This window comes from Serratia sp. 2C06 (assembly GCF_050037615.1).
Lineage (GTDB): Bacteria > Pseudomonadota > Gammaproteobacteria > Enterobacterales > Enterobacteriaceae > Serratia > Serratia ureilytica.
Genome location: NZ_CP188299.1, coordinates 2,995,012 through 3,016,596 on the forward strand (window position 1 = coordinate 2,995,012; position 21,585 = coordinate 3,016,596).

The window sequence follows — 21,585 nt, forward strand, 5'->3', positions numbered from 1 at the left end:
ATGATAAATAAGTTATTGTTATGGTTGCGTTAAACGTATGCCCGTGATGGGCCAGGCTAGCCTGTCCTCATTGTGCTGATTTCTTCATTCGCCACGCCGAAACGCATCAAGCCGTCATGCGCGCATTCGTTCAGGCTAACGCTATTGGTAACATCTCATTAACCCTGGAGACGCCGATGGCACTTTCTGCGCATATCACCGCTTTGCGGGCGATCGATTCTCATACCGGCGGGGAGCCGACCCGGCTGATCGTCGAAGGCTTCCCCGACCTTGGCGAAGGCAGCATGGCGGAACGGCGGGCGCATTTCGCGCAACATTATGACGATTGGCGCTGCGCGGTGATGCTCGAACCCCGCGGCAATGACGTGTTGGTGGGGGCATTGCTGTGTCGGCCTTGTTCGCCGCAGGCTACCGCCGGGGTGATCTTTTTCAACAACACCGGCTATCTGGGCATGTGCGGCCACGGCACTATCGGGCTGATTGCTTCGTTGGCGCATCTCGGGCGCATCCGCGCCGGGCGTCATCTGATCGAGACCCCGGTCGGCCCGGTGAACGCCACGCTGCATGATGACGGCAGCGTTACCGTAGAGAACGTGGCGGCTTATCGTTATCGCCACCAGGTGCGAGTTGAGGTGGCCGGTTACGGCCCGGTGACGGGGGACATTGCCTGGGGGGGAAACTGGTTTTTTCTCATCGGCGAGTCGCCGTTGACCATCGATAAACACAATCTGGAGGCGCTGACCGCGTTCACCTGGGCGGTCCGGCAGGCGCTTGAACAGGCGGGCATTCGTGGCGAAGACGGCGGGGCGATCGACCATATCGAGCTGTTCGGTGACGATCCGCAGGCCGACAGCCGCAGCTTCGTGCTGTGCCCCGGCAAAGCCTACGATCGATCGCCGTGCGGCACCGGCACCAGCGCCAAGCTGGCGTGTCTGGCGGCGGACGGCAAACTGGCGCCCGATATGCACTGGCGCCAGGCCAGCGTTATCGGCAGCGAATTCCAGGCTTATTACCGCTGGAACGGCGAGCGCATCACCCCCTTTATTCGTGGGCAGGCTTATGTATGCGCCGATAGCCAACTGTTGCTCGACGAACGCGATCCTTTTGTCTGGGGCATACGCTGATGGGCGGCGGACGGGGAGTTGATGCCATCGTGGTGGGTGCCGGCATCATCGGCGCCGCCTGCGCCTGGCGGTTGGCGAGGGAGGGGTACCGCGTCTCGGTGGTGGACGACTGTCGCGCCGGCGCCACCGCCGCTGGCATGGGGCACCTGGTATGCATGGACGACAACCCGGCCGAGCTGGCGTTGAGCGCTTATTCGCTGCGGTTATGGCGTGAAGTGACGGGCCGGATGCCGCAAGCCTGCGCCTGGCGCGGCTGCGGAACGCTGTGGTTGGCGGAGCAAGCGAATGAAATGGCCATCGCCGAACAAAAGCGGGCGCGGCTGGCGGAGCAGGGCGTGGCGGCGGAACTGCTGACGGCGGAGCAGGTTGCCGCCATGGAGCCGATGCTGCGGCAGGGGCTCGCTGGTGGGCTGCGGGTGCCGGGCGACGGCATTTTGTATGCGCCGCAGGCGGCGCGTTGGCTGTTGGCCGACGCTGGCGTGGCGATCGATGTGGTGCAGGGTGAAGCGATCGCGCTGGACGAGGCGGCTGTGCGGTTGGCGGACGGCAGAGAGCTGGCGGCGCCGGTGGTCGTCTTGGCCTGCGGCCTGCGGGCCAATGATTTGTTATCGCAGCCGTTGCTGCGTGCCAAGAAGGGCCACCTGGCGATCACCGATCGTTATCCGCCGCGGGTGCGGCATCAGTTGGTGGAGCTGGGGTATGGCGCCAGCGCGCATGCCAGCGACGGCGCTTCCGTGGCGTTCAATGTGCAGGCGCGGCCCACCGGGCAATGGCTGATCGGTTCTTCCCGCCAGTTCGATTCCGTCGATTCGTCATTGGATATGCCGCTGCTGGCGGCGATGCTCATGCGCGCGCAGCATTTCTTGCCCACACTGGCGCAGCTGAACATCATTCGCTGTTGGACCGGGCTGCGCGCCGCCTCTGCCGATGGATTGCCGCTGTTGGGCGCACATCCGCGGCATACCTGGTTGTGGTTGGCGTTGGGGCACGAGGGGCTGGGCGTCACGACCGCCCTCGGCAGCGCCGCGCTGCTTGCTGCGCAGATCGGCCGGCAGGCGCCGGAGATTGATGATTCCCCGTATTTGGCGGCGCGGGCGTTTGCCGCCGAGGAGTTGTCCGTATGAAAGAGAGGCAAAACACGCTCGCGTTGAGCATCGATGGCAAACCCTACCGGGTGCCGGTTGGCATCAGCGTTGCCGCGGCGCTCAGTTTGTGCGGCGGGGATCATTGCCGGTTGTCGATTTCACGCCAGCCGCGCGCACCATTTTGCGGCATGGGCGTTTGTCAGGAGTGCCGGGTAACCATTAACGGTCTGCGCCGCCTGGCGTGCCAGACGTTGTGCCAATCCGGCATGCGGATTGAGAGGAGCGATGATGAGTGACTTCGATTGCGAGGTGCTGATCGTCGGCGCCGGGCCGGCCGGCATGGCGGCAGCGCTGGCGGCGGCGGAAAACGAGGGGCAGATACGGGTGATCGATGATAATCCGCACCCCGGTGGGCAAATCTGGCGTGATGGGCCGCAGGTGGCTTTGCCTGAAGCGGCGAGACGATATCGGCAGGCGATGGCGGCGCGGGAAAATATTGTGCTGCACTCCGGCTGCAAGCTGGTGGCGCAGTGTGGCGCTAACCGATTGGCGTATGAAGACGCCGAAGGCTGCGGCGTGATTCGCTATCAAAAGCTGATTCTATGCAATGGCGCCCGTGAGCTGCTGCTGCCGTTTCCTGGCTGGACGTTGCCGGGAGTGAGCGGCGCCGGTGGTCTACAGGCGCAAATCAAGCAGGGGCTGGCGATCCGCGGTGAGCGGGTGGTGATAGCCGGCAGCGGTCCGTTGCTGTTGGCGGTGGCGAAAAGTGTGAAACAGGCCGGTGGCGAGGTCGTGCTGGTCGCGGAACAGGCGGCGCTGCGGCGATTGGCGGCATTCGCCGGCGGCCTGTGGCGTTGGCCGCCCAAGCTGCGTCAGTCGTTTTCTCTGATTCAGCCTCATTACCGTGCCGATAGCCGAGTATTGGCGGCATTGGGGCAAGAGCGCTTGACGTCAGTGCGCGTCGGCAACGGCGGGCGGGAAAGTACGGTGGCCTGCGACAGGCTGGCCTGCGGCTTCGGTTTGGTGGCGAATATTGAACTGGCGATGCTGCTGGGATGCCGGATCGCACACGACGCCGTCGCGGTGGATTATTGGCAGCAAACCAGCCAGGCGCAAATTTATGCCGCCGGGGAGTGTACCGGTATCGGCGGCAGTGAACTGGCGCTCACCACCGGCGCCATCGCCGGTTATGCCGCCACCGGGCAAAAGGCAAAAGCCGAATCCCTGACGGCGCAGCGGCGGCGATGGCGGTGTTTCGCCACGTCGACAGCGGCCGCTTTTGCGCTTGATGAACGCATGAGTTATCTGGCCAAACCGCAGACGCTGCTGTGCCGCTGCGAAGACGTCACGCTGGAACAGGTATGCCATCAACCTGACTGGAACACGGCCAAGCTGAGCAGCCGCTGTGGTATGGGAGCCTGTCAGGGCAAGGTTTGCGCGACGGCGGCGCGGCACCTGTTGGGGTGGCCTTTGCCGCCGCCACGCGCCCCTTTAACGCCGGTGCGGACGGAAACGCTGGTTGCTCTGGGAAGGCATTGCAGCGACGACGATAATTGATGGGGCATCGCGGCAGTGGCGTTTCAGTCCAAATCGATTTCGCTGTATCACCACTGCGGCCAATAGTAGGTTTTCTCTCGCCAGCCCTTGCCGTACATACAAGCCTCGATGGTGGCGTTTCGGGCTGACTGATTGCGATCGGTCTGTACCGTTTTGATCGACGGCTCTTTGTCATAGCGATATCCCGATGGACAATCTTTCTTATTCTTCTCGCAAGGGATGTATTTGTTTTCGTAGCTGAACTCTACGTCCCGCACGACGTCTGGCGGGAAGCGATCGTAGCCCCGACTGCGGCATTCGGCATATTCGGCATTTCGGGTGCTCTCAACTGCGCCGGGTCTTTCCCATTGGGTACAGGCAGTCATCATCAATAACGGCAAAACAATCAAACAACGGTAATTCTTCATGGTGTCCCTAACTCTTCCTCTATCCAGGTGATCACTGACTAGGAATCTTCCCAACCAGCGATGCGAAAAAGTGTAATCAACTGACGACACAATTGGAAATGATAATGGTTATTGTTTAGGTGTGATTGAGGCAACGGCACCCTGAAATGCGCCGTCGGCGATAGGGGAGAGGCTTACAAGGGGCAGATCTGACGATGAGAGTGTGTGGGCAGAGCGATTTTATATCTTTTCTCTTTTTGCTGCATGGCTTGGTCATTATCTCAGCGTTATGAGAGGGAAGAACAGTATGCAAGCTAAGTATTTTCTTATCCTGTTTAAATGGAATTTTGAATTAAGATATTTACCCATGGCCAAGTTTTAATGCACGGTATTAATGCTCTATTTTTTTATTTCTGTTTTTTTATTGTGCCTTTATTTTCGGAATTCTTCCATTAAATACTTTTTAGTTACAGGGAATTCATTTGCATTTTAAATTTGGATTTTTTAAATTCAGCTCAGATGAGGGATAACCGTTAGCGACAGGTTCAAAAAAGGAGTTTATTTTGTCTGGGATAAAGAAAACGCCTGAAATCCATGGCGGTTTACCTTCACCATCAGGGGATTATGATAATTTTAAGCACCTTTCCGATGTTGGCACCGTGTTGGGATATGGGCGAACTCGCTTTTATCAGTGGTGCCGCGGACGCGGATTTCTAACGCCGATGAATGTTCCTTCGCATGAAATGCTCAGTCTGGGATATATGGTGGCGGTGCTGTCAGAGACCGGTCATACCCGGGTTTACGTCACGCCGGATGGCTTCAGCTACGTCAGTGACGCGTTTGCGGCAGATATCCAACGCGGCATGGTAAAGTTTTAAATTTGTAAAAATCGCCTTTATTTCAAGGTCTTTAATACAGAATCTTCTTATCCGGAAAGACGCGCAGGGCGATAAGTGGGAAGTTATCCGATTTTTTCGTCTTTGCGACATGAAGGCTACTGACAGCAGCTATTCTCTTGTTACGATAAGCATTATTTTTTTCAGGAGCCAAGGATGAAGCATTACGCCGCGTTGTTGTTCGCCTCTGCACTGTTGACGGGATGTGCGACCCAAGCCGTACCACCGCAACAGGCTGAATTACCGCCCCCAAGCCGTCTGATGCTTTATCAGAATATCCCGGATACGCCATACGCCACGGTGGTGGTGGTGCGCGACAGTGGAATGCTGGCGGGTAGCTGCCGCACCGGCGTTTATGTGAATGGGGAGTTCGCCGCTTCGCTGGGCGCGAAAGAAAAAGCGGAGTTTCGCGTGCCGCCGGGCAATACTTCGGTGAGCATCGGGCAAGATATGATAGAGAACTCTCTGTGTATTTGGCGAGATACCAGCGGCAGCGTGCCGATGACGCTGCGCGCCGGTGAAAGCCGCTATCTGCGTATCGCCGGCGATCGGCAGAGAGGCTTCGTTTTGCAGGCAGGGCGGCCGTAACCGCCCAGGCAAGGGCGTTAACGTCCTTGCCACCATCCCCACAGCGTAATTAATAGCCACGCCGCCGCAATCCAGCACAGTACCGCCGCCCCCAGCGCTAACGACAGCCGCAGACTGTTAATCAGGAAATACAGCGAAATCAAATACACCAGATAGGGCAACACCGCCCACATGCCGAAAATCAGCGTCGTTTTCAGCGCCGCTATTGAACGTTCGCTGCCGACAACATAATGCGCAATCAAAGCGAAAGTGGGGAAGAGCGGGACTAAACCGGCGATATAATAGTTGCGCGTTTTGGCCAGCAGGCCGATCAGAACCACGACCAGCGCGCCTATCAGCGCTTTGACAAAGATGCCCATAACGGTCTCGGGTGTCGGGGGAAAGCCAACACACTGCCCGAAAGCCTGAGCAGAATCAATGGCGTATTGCGTAGTGCGGGGAAAAACAGACCCGCATGAATCGCGGGTCTGAGCGGCAACGTTTACTGGCGGTAAGCGTGCTTGATTTGCTGAATGCTGTTCTTGAAGATTTCCGCCTGAGTCGGATCTTCAATCTGGGCGATGAAACGTTCCATGTTGATGATGACTTTCCCGGCATCGGCCTGGCCGATCGACTTCAGGATCAGCGTCAGCGTGGCTTTGAGGCAGGCAACCTCGGTCGCCAAGATCTCCGGGTTTGCAGACGTAGTGAAATCAACGTTGCTCATTTTCTCTCCTGATTTTTGAGGCCGTAGCCTGATACAAGCTGCTTTAGCGCACCGCGCGCGGACTATAGGCAAGTTGCCCGCGCACGGCGGCGAATTTAACTGGGCGCGGAGTATAGCATAGCATGCGTCAGCCATCTGCACCGGGCTTGCTCTGGCGGCGCTGGTGGGTGAAGTTTGCTCATTGCACGTCCGGGTCATCCATTGTCGGCCAGTTATTTCGAGGCGGTTAACAAGTATTTGCCCGGCTCGTTATTGTTGAACAATCGGGGTTATTATAATTATTAGGGGCGGGTGGCACAGATTTTGCCGGCGTTGGTCGGTAATAATAGTTTTGTACGCCGGCTGTCAGGCTCGCGTTGGCCGCGGCTTTAAATATCAAATGATTACAAACAGCCAACAGCCGTGTTAATATTATTCATGTCGTGATTGCTTACACAGATTTCTCCCTCGCGGCATGATTGTCGCGCTATCCTGTGTCTGACGCAGCGCGACGAAATTATTTTCGTCGCTCGATCTTTTCCGACGTGACGATTTATCGGCGGCATAGACGGCTAAAATTGAAAAATCAGCTATGCTCCGCAAAGTTATTCGGAAGTATGTATTAATCTGTGTTCATTCTTGTCTGAAAAACAAGTAATATCTCTGGCGAAAACAGAGGCTGATTGCGTTACTCCCTTTTTTTGGAGAATTTTCCTTGATTAGCGTTCTTCTTGTTGATGACCACGAACTGGTGCGCGCAGGGATACGACGCATTCTTGAAGATATCAAAGGTATAAAAGTTGTCGGTGAGGCCCAGTGCGGTGAAGACGCCGTAAAATGGTGCCGTGGCAACGCTGTCGATATCGTGCTGATGGACATGAATATGCCGGGCATTGGCGGGCTGGAAGCCACGCGCAAGATTGTGCGTTATGCACCCGACGTCAAAGTCATCATGCTGACTATCCATACCGAAAATCCCTTGCCCGCGAAGGTGATGCAGGCGGGGGCCGCCGGCTACCTGAGCAAGGGCGCCGCGCCGCAGGAAGTGATTAACGCCTTGCGTTCCGTGCATGCGGGGCAGCGCTACATCGCGTCTGACATCGCCCAGCAAATGGCTCTGAGCCAGCTGGAGCCGCAGGCCGAAACGCCGTTCAGCTGCCTGTCTGAGCGCGAGCTGCAGATCATGTTGATGATCACCAAAGGCAAAAAAGTGAATGAGATCTCGGAGCAACTGAGTCTCAGCCCGAAAACGGTGAACAGTTACCGTTACCGTATGTTCAGCAAATTGAATATCAGCGGCGACGTCGAACTGACCCACCTGGCCATCCGACATGGATTGTTCAATGCGGAGACGTTGTTAAGCAGTGAATGACCGTTTTGATGCCAAAGCTTTCCTGAGTACCGTCACCAGCCAACCTGGCGTCTATCGTATGTATGACGCCACTGGCACGGTGATCTACGTCGGTAAAGCCAAAGACCTGAAAAAACGTCTCGCCAGCTATTTTCGGCAGCAGGTCAGCAGCCGTAAAACCGAAACGCTGGTTAAAAATATCGCGCAAATAGACGTAACGGTTACCCATACCGAAACAGAAGCGCTGTTGTTGGAACATAACTACATTAAATTGTACCAACCGCGATATAATGTTCTTTTGCGAGACGATAAATCTTATCCGCTGATTTTTCTCAGCGCCGATACCCATCCCCGTTTAGCGGTGCATCGTGGCGCCAAACACGCCAAGGGCGAATATTTCGGTCCTTTTCCCAACTCTTACGCCGTGCGCGAAACGCTGGCGCTGCTGCAGAAGCTGTTCCCGATCCGCCAGTGCGAAAACAGCGTGTATCGCAACCGTTCGCGCCCGTGTCTGCAGTATCAGATCGGCCGCTGCCTGGGCCCTTGCGTCGCCGGCCTGGTGAGTGAAGAAGAGTACCGGCAACAGGTGGACTACGTGCGGCTGTTTCTTTCGGGCAAAGATCAACAGGTGTTGCACCAGCTGATTGCCCGCATGGAAGAGGCCAGCAAGCTGCTCAATTTCGAAGAGGCGGCGCGCATACGCGATCAAATTCAGGCCGTGCGCCGCGTTACCGAGCGGCAGTTCGTGTCGGGCGACAGTGACGATCTGGATGTCATCGGCGTGGCGTTCGACGCCGGTATGGCATGCCTGCACGTGCTGTTCATCCGTCAGGGCAAGGTGTTGGGCAGCCGCAGCTATTTCCCTAAGGTGCCGGGCGGTACGGATATGAGCGAAGTGGTGCAGACTTTCGTCGGCCAATTTTACCTGCAGGGCAGCCAGGCGCGCACGCTGCCCGGCGAGATCCTGTTGGATTTCAGCTTGCCGGAAAAGGACCTGCTCGCAGAATCGCTCTCCGAGTTGGCGGGGCGCAAGATCCAAATTCAAAGCAAGCCGCGCGGCGACCGCGCCCGTTATCTGAAGCTGGCCCGCACCAACGCGGCAACGGCGTTGACGACCAAGCTTTCGCAACAGTCGACGATCCATCAGCGGCTGGCGGAATTGGCCAAAGTGCTGAATCTGGCGGAAATCAACCGTATGGAATGCTTCGACATCAGCCATACCATGGGCGAACAGACCGTAGCTTCGTGCGTGGTGTTCGACGGAAACGGCCCGGTGCGTTCGGAGTATCGGCGCTACAATATTAGCGGCATCACCCCCGGCGATGACTACGCGGCGATGACGCAGGTGCTGAAACGCCGTTACGGCAAAGCGCTGGAAGAGAAAAAAATCCCGGATGTCATTTTCATCGACGGCGGCAAAGGGCAGCTCGGCATGGCGATCGACGTGTTCAACTCGCTGAACGTCACCTGGGACAAGAATAAACCGTTGCTGATCGGCATCGCCAAAGGCGCCGATCGCAAGGCCGGGTTAGAAACGTTGTTCTTCGTGCCGGAAGGCGAAGGGATTTCGTTGCCACCGGATTCGCCGGCGCTGCATGTGATCCAACACATCCGCGATGATTCACATAATCATGCGATTACCGGTCACCGGCAGAGAAGGGCGAAAGTCAGAAATACCAGCGCACTGGAACTGATTGAGGGCGTAGGGCCGAAACGGCGCCAGGTGCTGTTGAAGTATATGGGCGGACTGCAACCTTTGTTGAACGCCAGCGTGGAGGAAATTGCAAAAGTGCCGGGTATTTCACAAGCATTGGCAGAAAAGATCTACAATGCATTGAAACACTGAGGGCAATGTAGCAACATACTCTTAATTTCCACTTTAGCCAGATAGTTACCGTAGCATTATGCAATTGAATATACCGACTTGGCTTACCCTGTTTCGCGTAGTTCTGATCCCATTCTTTGTGCTGGCGTTTTACCTGCCGTTCAGCTGGGCTCCGATGGTTTGCGCCGTTATCTTTGTGTTTGCCGCTGTCACCGACTGGTTTGACGGTTTCCTGGCGCGCCGCTGGAAACAAACGACGCGCTTCGGGGCGTTTTTGGATCCGGTCGCGGACAAAGTGATGGTGGCGGTAGCGCTGGTGCTGGTGGCGGAGCACTACCACAGCTGGTGGATCACGCTGCCGGCGGCCACCATGATCGCCCGCGAAATCATCATTTCGTCGCTGCGCGAGTGGATGGCGGAAATTGGCAAACGCAGCAGCGTGGCGGTGTCCTGGATCGGCAAAGTGAAGACCATGGCGCAGATGATGTCGCTGGTGGGCTTGCTGTGGCGCCCGGATCGCTCTGTGGAATATGTGGCGATCGGCTTGCTGTATATTGCGGCGGTGCTGACTTTCTGGTCGATGTTCCAATATTTGAACGCGGCGCGTAACGATTTGCTGGAACCGTGATCGATACGCTGCAAAAAGCGGCAAACGATCGTGGTGGGCCAACAATTTTATTGACTCATCACGTCAGGTAAGTAGAATGCATCGCATCAGACGACAACGATGAATTGCAAAAGATAGCAAAGAAATCAGTCAGTTCTGGTAATGCGGGAATAGCTCAGTTGGTAGAGCGCAACCTTGCCAAGGTTGAGGTCGCGAGTTCGAGCCTCGTTTCCCGCTCCAAATATTAGCCTGTTGAATCCCCCGTGATTCGGCAGGTAAGGAAAAGGGGCTTCGGCCCCTTTTTCGTTTTCTGCTTCTGCGCCATTCGGCGAAACCTTTCTTCATCTTCCCATATCGATTATTGACTCTTCTCACGTATCTTTCCTGTCGTTGTCATACTGTTGGATGCAGCCGTTAAACGGTGAAACAATAATTTGATACGTCCGGCGGTTCGCCATGCAAGAAGAAAATAACGCGGCGTATGACACCATCCGAGCACTCAGGCACAGCCGTGCTGCGCTGTCGCCTCGCCAAATAGCTGGGTTATCGGCAAAGCGAAGCGGTAGGTCGGTCTTTTGGAACCGGGTATAGGAGGATGTATGGAATCTGGTGCTTTAAAGCATCTGATAAGAACGGCGGCGGGATGTGCGCTGTTCTTCGGCCTGGTCGCCCCGCCGTTGGGGGGCGTGCTCATGTTTCTGCTGATGGCGTTCGGCAGCGGTGAGTGGGTGGGAATAAGTCTTCTCGATGCCGGCGATTTGCTGGGCATGGCGGGGTTTATCGGCATTTTTTCTTATGCGCTCGGTTTTTTGCCGGCATGTTTGGCGGGGGCTATTGCCGGTATCGTCCATTCAGGCATTCGCCAATTGCGGTGGTTTCTGCTGTTGTGTGCGGTGGTGTCCGCCATTGCCCCCGGTTTGCTGAATGCCGATCAGCGTATTTTTGGCGCGATCGCGGTCTTACCGGGAATGTTCGCCGGGTTTTTATGGTGGCGTCGGAGATTGCGTGATGCCCCGACCGATGAGGTTTTGCACGATAGCCCTTCGCCATAAGCAAGCGAAAAGCCGGGGAGGGCCATTCCTGTCGAGAAAAAGAACCGTTTTGCCCGTGAATTCCTGAGCCGATGCATATAATATCAACATTCCGCTTGCCTTTTCGTTGGCATTGTGAACAGTGCGCCCACAAAATAAGCAGTTGAAAGCGTTAGAGAACTTTTTGCTATTTCGGGGGGTTGCCAAGGTGGGGGGTTTAGTCCATAATGCAGTCCATCGATTCGGCAGTAACGAAATAAATTACTTAAGAATCAGATGATTAGGATAAGCGATTTTATCATCGCAATCCCGAAGAACAAAACGAAGTGGGTGATTCACCGGCTTTGGCCTGAAAAGGCAAAACAGAATAAAGGCGCGTTAACAAAGCGGTTATGTAGCGGATTGCAAATCCGTCCAGTCCGGTTCGACTCCGGAACGCGCCTCCAACTTTCCCGAGCCCGGGTGGTGAAATCGGTAGACACAAGGGATTTAAAATCCCTCGGCTTATGGCTGTGCGGGTTCAAGTCCCGCCCCGGGTACCAGGGAACGAAAATACCGAATAATCAAAGCAATAAGTAGTAATGTCGTAGACCGCCGAGAGGCGGTTTTTTTGTGTCTGAAATTCGCATTACGCCTGCATTTTTTTCCTTTCTTGTCATGCCGCCACCCTGCCTGCAGGGAGCCCCGCAGGGCTACACACTACAGATCATAAGAAACCGAACGCCGCGGCGAGGATCCAGCCGAAGACGCAGGAGACGCTGACGCCGATCAGGCCGGGCAGAATAAAGCTGTGGTTGATCACGAAGCGGCCGATGCGGGTGGTGCCGGAGCGGTCGAACTGGATTGCCGCCAGATCGCTGGGGTAGGTTGGCAAAATATAGTAGCCATAGCAGGCCGGTGCCGAAGCGACGATATAGGCCGGGTTGACGCCGATTGCCAACGCCACCGGCACCAGTGCCGCCAGCGCGGCGGCCTGCGAGTTGACGAATTTCGACACCAGCAGCAGGATCAGCGCATAGGCCCAGGGATACTCTTTCACCAGCACACCCAGTGTGGCTTCGATCTGCGTCAGGTGCGCGCCGAACATGGTTTCCGCCATCCAGGCGACGCCATACACCGCCACGATGGCGATCATGCCGGAACGAAACACCTCGTTTTTAGAGATAGACGCCGGATTGGTGCGGGTAATGATGACAATCAACGCCCCAGCCATCAGCATACACATCTGGATCACCAGGACCATAGAGAGCGGCTTGCCGCCGAAGCTGGGCCGTAGATCGGAAAACGCCCCCAGCAACGCCACCAGGGCGATGGTGGCGAGGAAAATCCACATGGCGATCCAGTTGCTGCGCGGCAGTACCCGGTCCAGCAGGGTAGCGGCGTCGCCGTAGACGTAGCGATGGTTCTCCGGCACCGAGATGAATTTCTGGAACTCGGGATCTTTGTCCAGGTCTTTGCCGCGGAACCAACTGAAGATACCGATCGCCAGAATGCCGCACAGGGTGGAAGGAATGGTGATCGACAGCAGATCGAGGAATTCCAGATGGCGGCCATTGAAGGTGTAGCTGCTGAGCATCGCCACCAGTGAAACGACTGCCACCGAGACTGGGCTGGCGATAATGCCCATCTGCGCGCCGATCGAGCTGGCTGCCATTGGCCGTTCCGGGCGGATGTTATTTTTGATCGCCACGTCATAGATGATCGGCAAGATGGTGTACACCACATGGCCGGTGCCGCAAAGAATAGTGAGAATGCAGGTGACGAACGGCGCGATGATTGAGACATATCGCGGGTTGCGCCGCAGCATCCGCTCGGCGATCTGGAGCATGACGTCCAACCCGCCTGAGGCCTGCAGGGTGGCGGAGGCCGCCACCACCGCGATGATCACCAGCATCACGTCTACCGGCGGTTTGCCGGGCTGCAGGTGAAAGCCGAACACCAGAATCATCAAACCGATACCGCCCAGCAACCCCAGCGCAATGCCGCCTTTACGCGCCCCATACAGCAGGCATGCCAATATAACCGCTAATTGCAGAAAGAAATCCATGATAGATACGCCTTAATAATGTTGAACTTAACTGCGTTCAGTTTCCGGCGGCGTTTACAGCAGAAAGTTGTTTTAAATCTAAAGGCATTAATAAATTATGGTTATTGACCTTAAAGAGTGATGTCGGTCACATTCAAAGAACATAGAGAGCGTGCGGAAAGCGGCATCAGCACGAAAAAGCAAGCCAAGAGGTCAGACCTCTCCTATATGACGGATTTACCACCAGAGGAGAGAGTTATGGATCCGACAAAAATGACGGGGCTGGCGTTATTACAGGCAGCGATGGCCGGCAAAATTCCACCGGCTTCGATCGCTGAAACGGTGCCCATGAAACCGGCCGCGGTTGAAGAGGGATATATCCGCATCGTGGCGCGGGCCGACGAACGCCATCTTAACCCGCTGGGCGGCGTTCATGGCGGCTTCGCCGCCACGGTTTTGGACTCGGTGACCGGTTGCGCGGTGCACAGTACGCTGGGCGCAGGGACGGGTTATGGCACCGTCGATCTGCAGGTGAAAATGTTGCGCCCGGTGCCGAAGGAGATTGATCTGATCGCCGAGGGGCGTCTGGTCTATGCGTCGAAAAACGTCGCTTTCGCGGAAGGCACGCTCAAAACGGCGGAAGGAAAATTGCTGGCTTCGGCAACCGCCACTTGCTTTATCATTCGCTCTACCGAACAGCCGCCACAATAACCTGCCATTTATCAGGCCCCGGTTCTTCCATCCGGGGCCTGATGCATTTCTCTGTCGGCTGCACCGATCGCCGCGATACGGCTGCAGGCGCGATGCGTCATTGTGGTCTAGTATTCTTGGGTAAAAATTTATCGGGGTGAGTATGCAGCCGTATAAAGAGGTTGAGTTTGATCATGAGCTTTGTCTGGCGATCGGCAGAGCCGTATTGGACGTGGTAGCGCAAGGGGAAGAAACCAGCGCGACGTCGGTGATGAGTGCCATTGAGCGGGCGGTGGAACAGGGGCTGAACGACGACGACACCGCCGTTGCCGACGACGCGCTGGATTTGATGGCTCGTCTTATTCACGGCTGCGGATTTATTAATCTATCGGGTGAAGAGGAGACTTCCCATGCATTGGTTGAATTTCAAGCGCTACAAGAGTGACGTCGCCAAACAGGCCGTGCCGCCGCATCTGAATGCCGCTGAATTTGCGCGGCATTATGCCGATAAGCCGCAGGAGAATACGGAAGAGTATCTTTCGCTCAGCGGGGAGATGTGTTGGGATGCGGTGGTGCTGTGCGCCCACCGTTCCGGCGCGCTCAGTAAGGCGAAATACAAGCAGCTGTGGCTGACGGTGTTCGATAAGCAGTACAAACATTTCGTCAGCCCCGACGATACCGAGATCCGCACCATGGCGGATATGCTGCGCGCCCCGCAGGGATGTTTTATCGGGATATTCTCCATGCGCGACGCGGCCTCGCCCCGATTGCTGCATGCCATGATCGGCACCGGCGCGGGATTTGCCGCAGGCAATAAAAATCTTTGCATCGGCGTGGGAGGCGCGGTCGGCTGGGAGAATCTCAATCTGGCGCGCGATCTGCGCTGGCAGCCGGAAGGCGGTTTTCTACGCCAGGGCGACAGTGAAGTGCTGCGTATTTTTTATCGGCCTTTCCCCGCCTGAAACGGTCCGGACGCTTTTTAGGGTAAAAAAACCGCCGTTGGGCGGTTTTTTGCGTCTTATTTGAACCCGCCGCTGCGGATGAAGTCGAGACCGGCGGCGGTGATCCGCGTTTGGTGCGGATCGATATCATAGTTGTTCTCGTCGATGTCGCTCATCACGTAGGCCTGTATCAGCCCCTTGGTTTTGAGATAGGCGAAGGGATCTGCGAAGGCGTGCGGGCTGGTGGCGTCCTGCTTCCACAGTTCGTAAGTTTTCTCATCCAGCGTGCCGGGATGATTGGCGGCCAGTCGGGTCAGGATCTGATTGTAGAACACATAGTCGGTCATGATGCGGTCCTCTTTATCGCGAGCGACAGTCTCGGAAAATGACGTAACGTCTATCAATCATAGCCGATGTTTGCTCGCCGCCTGCGTTATCGCGAATCCAGGTTATCCACGCTGGCTTTCGAACCAGTGAAACAGGCGCGAAATGGTGAGGCTGAGATCGCCGATGTTGAAGAGCGCGCCGAGCCACAGGGTTAGCATAACCAGGATGCCGATGATGACGGGAAGATCCATTTTGCCCATGATAATGTTTTGCAGAGGTGACGGTGCCACAAGGGTAACACCGTTTCCCGGCAGGATAAAATGTGCCGCCGTTATTTCGATTGTGCCGCTGCGGAATGGCGAAGGCCGGCCATCAGGATGACCGGCCGGGTTTCAACAGCCTATCTTGCCGCCAAACGGTCAGGCATAGTGGCGGGCGATATGCTCGGCGGTGGCGATCGTCGTCACATTAGTGGCGACGGAGGGCACGTCGGGGAAAATGGAGGCGTCGACAACCCGAAGCCCGTGCACGCCGTGCACGCGGCCCTGAAGGTCAACGACCGCCTTCGGGTCGCCGGCATTCCCCATCGGCGCGGAGGAGGTCGGGTGATGATAGGTATCCAACGTCGCCGCCATCGAGGCCAGAATGGCCTCGTCGCTGTCTGCGGCAGGCGCAAGCTCGCTGTGGATAAGCGTAGACAGCGGAGCGGTTTGCCCTATTTTTCGCGCCAGTTTAACCCCCTCCAGCAAGCGAACACGGTCACTCTCTTGCGCCAGGAAGTTAAGGTCAATGTGAGGGGCTGCCATCGGATCGCGGCTTTCCAGCCAGATGCGTCCGGTGGATTGCGGCCGGGTCAGCGCCACCGCCAGGACAAAACCGACGCCGGTGGGGCTTTGGTCATGTGGGAACAGATGCGTCGCGGTAATGTGCAGATCGAGCTCCTCCGGTTCCGCCCGGCTGCTGCGGGTCCACAGCTTGGCGCCGATAACCGGCGATTGGCTGCCGATGACGTCGGGGCGGGCTGCGTAGGCATTGTAATAAAAGGGGTGATCGACCAGGTTTTCACCGACGGGCAAATCGGCGACGACGGGGATCCCCAGACGCTTCGACTGTTGCGCAGGCGCAATGCCGGATCGCATCAAAACGGCGGCGCTGCCGTAGGTTCCGGCGCTCAGGATCACTTCAGCGGCATGGATTTCTTCGCCACTGGCCAGGCGAACGCCGATCGCGCGCTGCCCGTCAAATATCACGCGGTCGACCAGCGTATCGGCACGCAGGATGAGATTGTCTCTGGCGCGCGTTTTCTCATCCAGATAGGCCATGCCGGTGTTAACGCGCACACCGTTGACGATATTCATCGGGTAGGGGCCGACGCCATTCGCTGAAGGGCCGTCAAAATCGTCGATGGCGTCATAGCCGTTGGCGCGCGTGGCGGCGACGAAAGCGCGTTGCATTGGCGTGATGTCATCCAATGTGAGTTGCACGACGGGGAAAGGACCGCTATCGCCATGGATTGCGCGGTCGTGCAGGCCATGACGAGTCTCCAGTTTTTTGAAGGAGGGCAGCAGATCCTGATAGCGCCATCCCGGCAGATCCCAGCGTTTGAAATCTTCCGGGCGGGCGCGGATCGCCACGGCGCCGTTGACGCCTGAACTGCCGCCCAGGACTTTACCGCGGATGGCGCCGATCGCGTGGCTGACATAGCCGGGTTCTGTCCGGTATCCCCATTCGAATTCCGGGTCGCCATTGGCGCCGAGCACGTCGCTGTTCGCGATGAGGCGCGGATAATCGTAGGGCGCGTAACTGTGTCCGGCCTCTATCAGCAGGACCCGGCGCGTTGGGTTTTCGCTGAGGCGAGCCGCCATCACCGCGCCGGCGGAACCGCCGCCGACGATGATCACGTCGAAGGTGGATGGCTCGCTGGCGCGTTGGGCCGGTTGTGTTTGCGCCGCCGACGCGGAACTCGATGCGCAAGCGCTGAGCGTGGCGGCGGCTGAAACGGCCAGCGTTTGGGATATCAGCTGACGGCGTGACAGGTCTTTCATGGCGTAGTCTCCAGAGCGGGCGGAAGGTGTGTTCTGCAGACTAAAACTCGGAGATAAAAGCGACAAGCGGGCGAAATTCGAACCTGCTGTTCGCGTTCTGCGAACCTTTCAGGTTGACGTCAGGAAAGGGGACAGCGCGGTTTCCCAACTGGGCGTATGGCCAATGTGCTCACTCAGAAAGTCCACCAGCGCCTTGATCTTGGGGGATGCGCGTTTTGAACGGCGATAGACGGCGGAAATGTCGCCGCCGTCGGGTGAATAGGCGGCCAGCACAATGCGCAGTTCCCCTGCGCGTATCGCATCGGCGGCGATAAATGCGGGCAGGATGGCGAGGCCCAAACCGGCTTTCGCCGCCGCCAGCAGGTGAAAAGCATTATCGGTGCGCAGGCGTTTGCCGATACGAAACGATCGGATCTCGCCTTCGATGGGGAGTTGCAGCATGCCGGTCGGCTCGCGGTGAATATACAGCAACCCCTGATGCTGTTGCAGGTGTTGCGGGTGCGTCGGCGTGCCTTGACGCGCAAGATAGGCTGGGCTGGCGCAAATCAAGTGACGGTTGACGCAGATGCGCTGCGCGATCAGGTCGGAATCCGCCAAGGCGCCGATACGGATGGCGACGTCGAAATTTTCCTGATTCAGATTGGCCAGGCGATCGCTGTACTCCACGTCCAGATTGAGGTTCGGGTATTGTTCCATAAAGGCGGATAATAGCGGCGCCAGATAGCGGATGCTGAACGCCATCGGCGCGGTTAACCGCAGTGGGCCCTGCAGTTGGCCGTGCAGTGTTCGCACCGACTCTTCGGCATCGCTCACTTCGCTTAATATGAGAACGGCGCGCTGATAGAACAGATGGCCGGCGTCGGTCAGCCCAAGCGTTTTCCCGCGTTCGAACAGCACAGTCCCAAGGCGCGTCTCCAACTGCTGGATGCGTCTGCTGACCACCGACTTGGTGGTGCCCAAGCGGCGGGCGGCGGCGCTGATGTTGGCGGCCTCGACCACGGCGATATAGGTCGCCATCTCCTGAAACTGATTCATTCATCTCTCCTTCGGCATCCGCCGGGTCAAGTTACCACTCTGTGCACGCCAGGCAAAAAAAACCACCCGGGCGGGTGGTTTTTGCTTGTCAGAGCGAATCAGTCCAGTTTGGGGTGCTGGTCGATCAGGATCTGTTTTTTCTTTTCCAGTTCGGCGATCTGCGCGTTGATGTCCTCGACTTTCTGTTCGATGTTGTCGTAGGTTTCCTGCAGCAGCTCTTTTGCCTCGGAGCGGTCAGAGGCGGCCGGCGTCGCGCCGCGTAGCGGCTTGTTGGCGGTTTCTTTCATGTACAGACCGGTGATAAGACCGATCACCGCAACAACCATCAGGTAGTAGGCCGGCATGTACAGGTTGCCGGTTGCTTCCACCAGCCAGGCGGCAACGGTCGGCGTCGCACCGGCGATCAGTACCGAAATGTTGAACGAAATCGCCAGCGCGCTGTAGCGAATGTGCGTCGGGAACATCGCCGGCAGGATGGAGGCCATCACCCCGGTGAAGGAGTTGAGCAGCACCGCCAGCACCAGCAGGCCGACGAAAATCAGGCCGATGACGTTGCTGTTGATCAGAATGAAGCACGGGATCGCCAACGCCAACAGGCCGATGCTGCCGCCGATGATAAACGGCTTACGGCCGATGCGGTCACTGGTCAGGCCGATCACCGGCTGCACGAACAGCATGCCGATCATGATGGCGATGATGATCAGAACGCCGTGATCTTCCGAGTAGTGCAGGTTATGCGACAGGTAGCTCGGCATGTAAGTCAGCAGCATGTAATAGGTCACGTTGGTGGAAATCACGATACCGACGCACACCAGCAAACTTTTCCAGTGTTTGGCCGCGATCTCTTTGAACGAGGTCTTTGGCGGATTCTCGATGGCGTTGCGATCCTCTTTCTCCATCTTGTCCACGTGCTGCTGGAACGCCGGGGTTTCTTCCAGCGCATGGCGCAAGTAGAGACCGATCAGGCCCAGCGGCGCGGCGATGAAGAACGGGATACGCCAGCCCCAGTCGAGGAAGTTGGCTTCGCCGACGATACTGGAGATCAGCACCACTACGCCTGCGCCCATCACAAAGCCGGCGATGGAGCCGAAGTCCAGCCAGCTGCCCATAAAGCCGCGTTTGCGGTCCGGTGAGTATTCGGCGACGAAGATCGCCGCACCGGAATATTCACCGCCGACGGAGAAGCCTTGCGCCAGTTTGGCCAGCAGCAGCAAGATCGGCGCCCAGATGCCGATCGACGCATAGGACGGGATCAGGCCGATACAGAAGGTGCTGACCGCCATGATGATAATGGTGACCGAGAGCACTTTTTGACGGCCGAACTTGTCGCCCATGGCGCCGAAGAACAGACCGCCGAGCGGACGCACCAGGAAGGGGACGGAGAAGGTCGCCAGTGCGGCGATCATTTGCACGCCGGGAGAGGCGCCGGGGAAGAAGACCTGGCCAAGCGCATAGGCGACAAAGCCGTATACGCCGAAGTCGAACCACTCCATTGCGTTGCCGAGGGCCGCGGCGGTAATGGCCTTCTTGAGTTTGCTGTCATCGATGATGGTGATGTCGTTAATGTGCATCGGTTTATGTCGTTTTTTTCTTAACTTCATATAATCATCCCTTAATGAATTATTCGTTGTTCGTGAAAGCGTAATCTCCGTTCACTGTTGTTTTCGAGTTATCAAATCGGCTAATCGAATCGCGGTTCAAGACGATTCATTATCCACATTTAAGTTGAGATGTGGATCACAAAATAGCGTCGCTCATGCCGATGTTATGTCATTTAGGTGACTAATTATTTTGCATCTATAGCTTAACGTTATATCTTGCGGCGATCAAATCCAGCAGTTTAACTTAAGTGTTTGCACCGATTTGGTGCGAGAATGGTCTGATAATTGTGCGATCTGGCGATTTTTCGGCTGATTGATGGTGTTTCCAGTATAGAGAATACGGGAGATAAAACAGGAAAAATTGATGTGTTCGCCGCTAAAAAAACGCCTGACCAGGTGGCCAGGCCGGTGAGATTACGGCGCCGATGAACCGCCGAATTCGAGATAGATTTTCGCCAGATTCTGGTACTGCGCGAAGCGGTTCTCATCCACCGCCAGTTCCGCCTGACGGCGTTGTTCCTGAGCGTTCAGCCAGTCGGTAATGGTGACGGCGCCCTGTCGGTAACGCACCTCGTTCAACCGCTCCGATTTACGCGCCAACGCCAATGAGGCGCGCAACTGCGTCTCCTGCGCCAGCAGCTGCGTGCGCAGTGACAGCGCGTTGTTCACATCGCCCATCGCTTTGTACAGCGCCTGCTTGAAGGCCAGAACTTGCTGTTCATAGTCGTTGCGGGCGATCTTGATCTCCACGCCCATTTGCCGCCACTGCAGGAACGGCAGCGTCAGGCCGGCGCTGAGGCTGCCCGTCGGGTTGCGCAGGAATTCCAGCAGCGCGCTGCTGCTGGCGCCCAGTGAACCGGTCAGGCTGAACGCGGGATAGTATTGCAGACGTTTTTCATCGACGTTGGCCAGGGCGGCGCGCAACCGCAGCTCTTGAGCGCTGAGATCCGGGCGACGGCTCAGGACGCTGGCGGGAATGCCGGTGTTGATCTGCGGCATCGCCGTCGTCGGCAGGCGCGCGGGCGCGATGGTGGCCTGGCCTGATGGCGCGCCCAGCAGCACCGCCTGTTCGTTCAGCGCCTGTTGACGATCGTGTTGTAACGCCACCAGGCTGCGTTCCTGCGTCAGCAAGTTTTGTTCCGCATTCACTACGTCCAGCGCCGAGATGCTGCCGGCCTGATAACGGGCGTTGGCCAGCCGCAGCGTCGTTTTGGCATAGGCGATGCTCGCCTGGCTGACGCTGATTTGTTGATTGAGAAAACCGATGCGCCAGTAGTTGGTGGCGGCGTCGGCCAACAGCTTCAGGCGCGCCGCCTGCAGATCCTGCACAGAAGCCTGGCTGCTCCACTCGGCCGCGTCGCGCTGGCGCGCCAGCTTGCCCCACAGATCGACCTCATAGCTGGTGGTGAGCGACGCGTTGCTGGTTTTATTCCACGCGGAGGACTCGGACAGCGGGCGATTAATGCCGCTGCCTAATGAGGCGCTGACGCCGGGCGCGGTGCTGATGCCGACGCGTTCTGCCTCGAGCCGCGCGCGGTAAACGCGCAGCGCGGCGGCGGCCAGATCGTTATTGCTCGCCATCACCTGTTGCAGCCAACGATCGAGCTCGGGATCGTGGAAATCGCGCCAGTCGAACGGCGTCGGCGCGGCGTTGTCGGCAGCGTATTGCCACCCCGCAGGATAGTTGACCTGTGGCGCCCGGTAGTCGCTTTTCAGGGCATTGCCGCAGCCGGCGGTGAGCAGGGCGGCGAGGCTTAACGCCAGGGGAGATAAAATTTTCATGGG

Annotated in this window: 23 protein-coding genes and 3 tRNA genes; 16 read left to right on the forward strand and 10 right to left on the reverse strand. The window is 57.3% G+C overall.

What is annotated here, in order from left to right; genetic code table 11:
- Window positions 1-176 precede the first annotated feature (176 nt).
- From ACP3TA_RS14705 to ACP3TA_RS14720, 4 genes are read left to right on the forward strand one after another with little or no spacing between them, the layout of a single operon-like run.
- A complete protein-coding gene (locus ACP3TA_RS14705) occupies window positions 177-1,124 on the forward strand; it encodes a 4-hydroxyproline epimerase (RefSeq protein WP_033642630.1) in 948 nt (315 codons plus the stop codon).
- Window positions 1,124-2,248, forward strand: coding sequence for an NAD(P)/FAD-dependent oxidoreductase (locus ACP3TA_RS14710; RefSeq protein WP_033642631.1), 1,125 nt, complete (start codon window positions 1,124-1,126; stop codon window positions 2,246-2,248). Before ACP3TA_RS14705 ends, ACP3TA_RS14710 begins: the two co-directional genes overlap by 1 nt.
- The gene (locus ACP3TA_RS14715; protein WP_033642632.1) at window positions 2,245-2,505 is read left to right on the forward strand and encodes a (2Fe-2S)-binding protein; all 261 of its coding nucleotides are present in this window, start codon (window positions 2,245-2,247) and stop codon (window positions 2,503-2,505) included. Before ACP3TA_RS14710 ends, ACP3TA_RS14715 begins: the two co-directional genes overlap by 4 nt.
- Window positions 2,498-3,766, forward strand: coding sequence for an FAD-dependent oxidoreductase (locus ACP3TA_RS14720; protein ID WP_197816610.1), 1,269 nt, complete (start codon window positions 2,498-2,500; stop codon window positions 3,764-3,766). The genes ACP3TA_RS14715 and ACP3TA_RS14720 overlap by 8 nt, the downstream gene beginning before the upstream one ends.
- A gap of 47 nt (window positions 3,767-3,813) precedes the next feature.
- On the opposite strand, the gene ACP3TA_RS14725 is transcribed toward ACP3TA_RS14720, so the two are convergent.
- Window positions 3,814-4,173 (reverse strand): hypothetical protein, encoded by a 360-nt coding sequence (locus tag ACP3TA_RS14725; protein WP_033642634.1) that lies wholly within the window; start codon window positions 4,171-4,173, stop codon window positions 3,814-3,816.
- Between the two features lie 542 nt (window positions 4,174-4,715).
- Between ACP3TA_RS14725 and ACP3TA_RS14730 the strand changes: the two genes are divergently transcribed.
- Both ACP3TA_RS14730 and ACP3TA_RS14735 read left to right on the forward strand, forming a co-directional pair.
- Window positions 4,716-5,030, forward strand: coding sequence for a hypothetical protein (locus ACP3TA_RS14730; protein ID WP_206195945.1), 315 nt, complete (start codon window positions 4,716-4,718; stop codon window positions 5,028-5,030).
- 174 nt (window positions 5,031-5,204) lie between these two features.
- Window positions 5,205-5,636, forward strand: a complete 432-nt coding sequence (locus ACP3TA_RS14735; protein WP_033642636.1) for a hypothetical protein — start codon at window positions 5,205-5,207, stop codon at window positions 5,634-5,636.
- Between the two features lie 17 nt (window positions 5,637-5,653).
- Here the strand turns inward: ACP3TA_RS14735 and ACP3TA_RS14740 are convergent, their stop codons facing one another.
- Together ACP3TA_RS14740 and ACP3TA_RS14745 are read right to left on the reverse strand one after the other, a co-directional pair.
- Window positions 5,654-5,995: a GlpM family protein gene (locus ACP3TA_RS14740; RefSeq protein WP_033642637.1), complete on the reverse strand. Its 342-nt coding sequence runs from the start codon at window positions 5,993-5,995 to the stop codon at window positions 5,654-5,656.
- Window positions 5,996-6,117: 122 nt separating this feature from the next.
- Window positions 6,118-6,342 (reverse strand): DUF2594 family protein, encoded by a 225-nt coding sequence (locus ACP3TA_RS14745; RefSeq protein WP_004927950.1) that lies wholly within the window; start codon window positions 6,340-6,342, stop codon window positions 6,118-6,120.
- Window positions 6,343-7,036: 694 nt separating this feature from the next.
- On the opposite strand from ACP3TA_RS14745, the gene uvrY reads away from it, so the two are divergent.
- The 7 genes from uvrY to ACP3TA_RS14780 all read left to right on the forward strand — a co-directional run bounded on the left by uvrY (window position 7,037) and on the right by ACP3TA_RS14780 (window position 11,677).
- Window positions 7,037-7,693 carry a UvrY/SirA/GacA family response regulator transcription factor gene (uvrY, locus tag ACP3TA_RS14750; RefSeq protein ID WP_004927947.1) on the forward strand — a complete coding sequence of 219 codons (657 nt, stop codon included), beginning with the start codon at window positions 7,037-7,039 and terminating at the stop codon, window positions 7,691-7,693.
- Window positions 7,686-9,518 carry an excinuclease ABC subunit UvrC gene (gene uvrC, locus ACP3TA_RS14755; RefSeq protein WP_071845073.1) on the forward strand — a complete coding sequence of 611 codons (1,833 nt, stop codon included), beginning with the start codon at window positions 7,686-7,688 and terminating at the stop codon, window positions 9,516-9,518. Before uvrY ends, uvrC begins: the two co-directional genes overlap by 8 nt.
- A 58-nt stretch (window positions 9,519-9,576) precedes the next feature.
- Window positions 9,577-10,125 carry a CDP-diacylglycerol--glycerol-3-phosphate 3-phosphatidyltransferase gene (pgsA, locus tag ACP3TA_RS14760; RefSeq protein ID WP_033642639.1) on the forward strand — a complete coding sequence of 183 codons (549 nt, stop codon included), beginning with the start codon at window positions 9,577-9,579 and terminating at the stop codon, window positions 10,123-10,125.
- Between the two features lie 143 nt (window positions 10,126-10,268).
- Window positions 10,269-10,344 (forward strand) — tRNA-Gly (locus ACP3TA_RS14765).
- A gap of 359 nt (window positions 10,345-10,703) precedes the next feature.
- Window positions 10,704-11,156: a hypothetical protein gene (locus tag ACP3TA_RS14770; protein WP_046686810.1), complete on the forward strand. Its 453-nt coding sequence runs from the start codon at window positions 10,704-10,706 to the stop codon at window positions 11,154-11,156.
- A 351-nt stretch (window positions 11,157-11,507) separates the two neighbouring features.
- Window positions 11,508-11,581, forward strand: a tRNA-Cys gene (locus tag ACP3TA_RS14775).
- 10 nt (window positions 11,582-11,591) lie between these two features.
- Window positions 11,592-11,677 (forward strand) — tRNA-Leu (locus ACP3TA_RS14780).
- A gap of 164 nt (window positions 11,678-11,841) precedes the next feature.
- Here ACP3TA_RS14780 and ACP3TA_RS14785 read toward each other — a convergent pair.
- Window positions 11,842-13,182, reverse strand: a complete 1,341-nt coding sequence (locus ACP3TA_RS14785; RefSeq protein ID WP_069100852.1) for an anaerobic C4-dicarboxylate transporter — start codon at window positions 13,180-13,182, stop codon at window positions 11,842-11,844.
- A 237-nt stretch (window positions 13,183-13,419) separates the two neighbouring features.
- On the opposite strand from ACP3TA_RS14785, the gene ACP3TA_RS14790 reads away from it, so the two are divergent.
- From ACP3TA_RS14790 to ACP3TA_RS14800, 3 genes are all read left to right on the forward strand, one after another.
- Window positions 13,420-13,872: a PaaI family thioesterase gene (locus tag ACP3TA_RS14790; RefSeq protein ID WP_033642642.1), complete on the forward strand. Its 453-nt coding sequence runs from the start codon at window positions 13,420-13,422 to the stop codon at window positions 13,870-13,872.
- Window positions 13,873-14,014: 142 nt separating this feature from the next.
- On the forward strand, window positions 14,015-14,296 hold the full coding sequence (locus ACP3TA_RS14795) for a hypothetical protein (RefSeq protein WP_033642643.1): 282 nt from the start codon (window positions 14,015-14,017) through the stop codon (window positions 14,294-14,296).
- Entirely contained in the window at window positions 14,262-14,813 is a 552-nt protein-coding gene (locus ACP3TA_RS14800) for a hypothetical protein (protein ID WP_033642644.1), read from the forward strand. The genes ACP3TA_RS14795 and ACP3TA_RS14800 overlap by 35 nt, the downstream gene beginning before the upstream one ends.
- A 56-nt stretch (window positions 14,814-14,869) precedes the next feature.
- Here the strand turns inward: ACP3TA_RS14800 and ACP3TA_RS14805 are convergent, their stop codons facing one another.
- From ACP3TA_RS14805 to ACP3TA_RS14830, 6 genes are all read right to left on the reverse strand, one after another.
- On the reverse strand, window positions 14,870-15,139 hold the full coding sequence (locus ACP3TA_RS14805; protein ID WP_033642645.1) for a hypothetical protein: 270 nt from the start codon (window positions 15,137-15,139) through the stop codon (window positions 14,870-14,872).
- Between the two features lie 102 nt (window positions 15,140-15,241).
- A complete protein-coding gene (locus tag ACP3TA_RS14810) occupies window positions 15,242-15,409 on the reverse strand; it encodes a hypothetical protein (protein ID WP_159085273.1) in 168 nt (55 codons plus the stop codon).
- A 129-nt stretch (window positions 15,410-15,538) separates the two neighbouring features.
- A complete protein-coding gene (locus tag ACP3TA_RS14815) occupies window positions 15,539-17,164 on the reverse strand; it encodes a GMC family oxidoreductase (RefSeq protein WP_046686837.1) in 1,626 nt (541 codons plus the stop codon).
- A gap of 108 nt (window positions 17,165-17,272) precedes the next feature.
- Window positions 17,273-18,199, reverse strand: a complete 927-nt coding sequence (locus ACP3TA_RS14820; RefSeq protein ID WP_103101169.1) for a LysR family transcriptional regulator — start codon at window positions 18,197-18,199, stop codon at window positions 17,273-17,275.
- Between the two features lie 98 nt (window positions 18,200-18,297).
- Complete coding sequence (gene proP, locus ACP3TA_RS14825; protein ID WP_025302375.1) at window positions 18,298-19,800, reverse strand: glycine betaine/L-proline transporter ProP; 1,503 nt, start codon at window positions 19,798-19,800, stop codon at window positions 18,298-18,300.
- A gap of 414 nt (window positions 19,801-20,214) precedes the next feature.
- On the reverse strand, window positions 20,215-21,582 hold the full coding sequence (locus ACP3TA_RS14830; protein ID WP_103101170.1) for a TolC family protein: 1,368 nt from the start codon (window positions 21,580-21,582) through the stop codon (window positions 20,215-20,217).
- Window positions 21,583-21,585: the final 3 nt, after the last annotated feature.

What these genes read in the sequence shown, in the direction of transcription:
- ACP3TA_RS14795 (WP_033642643.1), top strand. Translation starts at nt 14,015, where the DNA reads ATGCAGCCGTATAAAGAGGTTGAGTTTGATCATGAGCTTTGTCTGGCG.
- ACP3TA_RS14820 (WP_103101169.1), bottom strand. Translation starts at nt 18,199, where the DNA reads ATGAATCAGTTTCAGGAGATGGCGACCTATATCGCCGTGGTCGAGGCC.
- ACP3TA_RS14720 (WP_197816610.1), top strand. Translation starts at nt 2,498, where the DNA reads ATGAGTGACTTCGATTGCGAGGTGCTGATCGTCGGCGCCGGGCCGGCC.
- ACP3TA_RS14830 (WP_103101170.1), bottom strand. Translation starts at nt 21,582, where the DNA reads ATGAAAATTTTATCTCCCCTGGCGTTAAGCCTCGCCGCCCTGCTCACC.
- pgsA (WP_033642639.1), top strand. Translation starts at nt 9,577, where the DNA reads ATGCAATTGAATATACCGACTTGGCTTACCCTGTTTCGCGTAGTTCTG.
- ACP3TA_RS14770 (WP_046686810.1), top strand. Translation starts at nt 10,704, where the DNA reads ATGGAATCTGGTGCTTTAAAGCATCTGATAAGAACGGCGGCGGGATGT.
- ACP3TA_RS14710 (WP_033642631.1), top strand. Translation starts at nt 1,124, where the DNA reads ATGGGCGGCGGACGGGGAGTTGATGCCATCGTGGTGGGTGCCGGCATC.
- proP (WP_025302375.1), bottom strand. Translation starts at nt 19,800, where the DNA reads ATGAAGTTAAGAAAAAAACGACATAAACCGATGCACATTAACGACATC.
- ACP3TA_RS14705 (WP_033642630.1), top strand. Translation starts at nt 177, where the DNA reads ATGGCACTTTCTGCGCATATCACCGCTTTGCGGGCGATCGATTCTCAT.
- ACP3TA_RS14800 (WP_033642644.1), top strand. Translation starts at nt 14,262, where the DNA reads ATGCATTGGTTGAATTTCAAGCGCTACAAGAGTGACGTCGCCAAACAG.
- ACP3TA_RS14785 (WP_069100852.1), bottom strand. Translation starts at nt 13,182, where the DNA reads ATGGATTTCTTTCTGCAATTAGCGGTTATATTGGCATGCCTGCTGTAT.
- ACP3TA_RS14815 (WP_046686837.1), bottom strand. Translation starts at nt 17,164, where the DNA reads ATGAAAGACCTGTCACGCCGTCAGCTGATATCCCAAACGCTGGCCGTT.
- ACP3TA_RS14715 (WP_033642632.1), top strand. Translation starts at nt 2,245, where the DNA reads ATGAAAGAGAGGCAAAACACGCTCGCGTTGAGCATCGATGGCAAACCC.
- ACP3TA_RS14745 (WP_004927950.1), bottom strand. Translation starts at nt 6,342, where the DNA reads ATGAGCAACGTTGATTTCACTACGTCTGCAAACCCGGAGATCTTGGCG.
- ACP3TA_RS14735 (WP_033642636.1), top strand. Translation starts at nt 5,205, where the DNA reads ATGAAGCATTACGCCGCGTTGTTGTTCGCCTCTGCACTGTTGACGGGA.
- ACP3TA_RS14725 (WP_033642634.1), bottom strand. Translation starts at nt 4,173, where the DNA reads ATGAAGAATTACCGTTGTTTGATTGTTTTGCCGTTATTGATGATGACT.
- ACP3TA_RS14805 (WP_033642645.1), bottom strand. Translation starts at nt 15,139, where the DNA reads ATGACCGACTATGTGTTCTACAATCAGATCCTGACCCGACTGGCCGCC.
- ACP3TA_RS14740 (WP_033642637.1), bottom strand. Translation starts at nt 5,995, where the DNA reads ATGGGCATCTTTGTCAAAGCGCTGATAGGCGCGCTGGTCGTGGTTCTG.
- ACP3TA_RS14790 (WP_033642642.1), top strand. Translation starts at nt 13,420, where the DNA reads ATGGATCCGACAAAAATGACGGGGCTGGCGTTATTACAGGCAGCGATG.